Annotated in this window: 1 protein-coding gene; it reads right to left on the bottom strand. The window is 77.8% G+C overall.

All coding sequences use genetic code 11. From position 1 onward, the window contains the following. Window positions 1-995 (bottom strand): hypothetical protein (locus KS423_RS46190; RefSeq protein WP_224285618.1); only part of this gene is annotated, 995 nt, incomplete at both ends.

Here is a 995-nt window from a genome sequence, read left to right as displayed (position 1 = left end):
GTCGACGGCTGCGGCGCCATCGGCCCGGGCGGGGTCGGTATCGGCGGGGCCGGCACCGGAGCCGTCGGGATCGGAACCGTCGGGATCGGAGCCGCCGGGATCGGAGCCGCCGGTAGTGGAGGCGTCGGCACGGCCGCCGTGACCGGAGCCGCCGCCCGGCCGCCCGCCGTCAGCTGGGCCGGCGCCGCACCCGGTGCGAGCCGCTGACGCCGACGGTGGATCAGCAGCTGCACCTCGTCCGCGGCCGACCGCGCCGTCCGCATCAGCTCCGAGCGGATGAACCGCCGGTCGGTGGTGTCCCCGCCGTCGGAGAGCACCTTCGCCGTCCGGGTGGCGTGCGGCAGCACCCCGAGCACCGGCAGCCCCAGCTCGCGGGACACCTCCGCCCGCGCGTACGGCCCCTCGGCCACCAGCAGAAGTCCGAGCGCGTCCGCCCCGGTACCGGCGGCGGCCAGGTCCTCGGCCAGGGCGGCGAGCCGGGGCCGGACCGAGCTCAGCCCGCGCAGCGTGGTGCGCACCGTCGCCACCACCACGTCGGCGCGGCGGGCCAGCACCGCGCTGTGGCCGGTGGCGCCGGAGCGGCCGAGGTCCACGATGACGTCGTAGCCCTGCTGTTCCACGCCGTGCAGCAGTTCGGCGAGCGGCTCCCAGGTGTAGGCGAGGCCGGGCGCCTGGGTGGGGTCGGTCAGCCCGGGCAGCAGCAGCCGTTCGGCGTTGCCCTCGGGCGAGAGGTCGATCAGCTGCTCCCAGATGGTCTGCGCGAGCAGCCCGCGCCGGTCGGCGACGGCCAGGTTGCGCAGCCCGTACACCGCCTCGACCCGGCCCTCCAGGGCTCCGGCGAGCACCGCGCCGCCGTCCGGGTCGGCCTCGACCAGCACGATCCGCCGGCCGGGCGGCAGCGGCCAGGACAGCAGCAGTGCCAGGGCGGTGGTGGTCGCTCCCGGTGCGCCCGGGCCGCCGACCACCGCGATCACGGCCATCAGGCGCCGCCCGTC

The sequence above is a fragment of the Streptomyces sp. LS1784 genome, from assembly GCF_020103755.1.
Taxonomy (GTDB): domain Bacteria; phylum Actinomycetota; class Actinomycetes; order Streptomycetales; family Streptomycetaceae; genus Kitasatospora.
The sequence above is the reverse complement of the archived record's forward strand: the minus strand, read 5'-3'. Positions and strand labels throughout refer to the sequence as shown.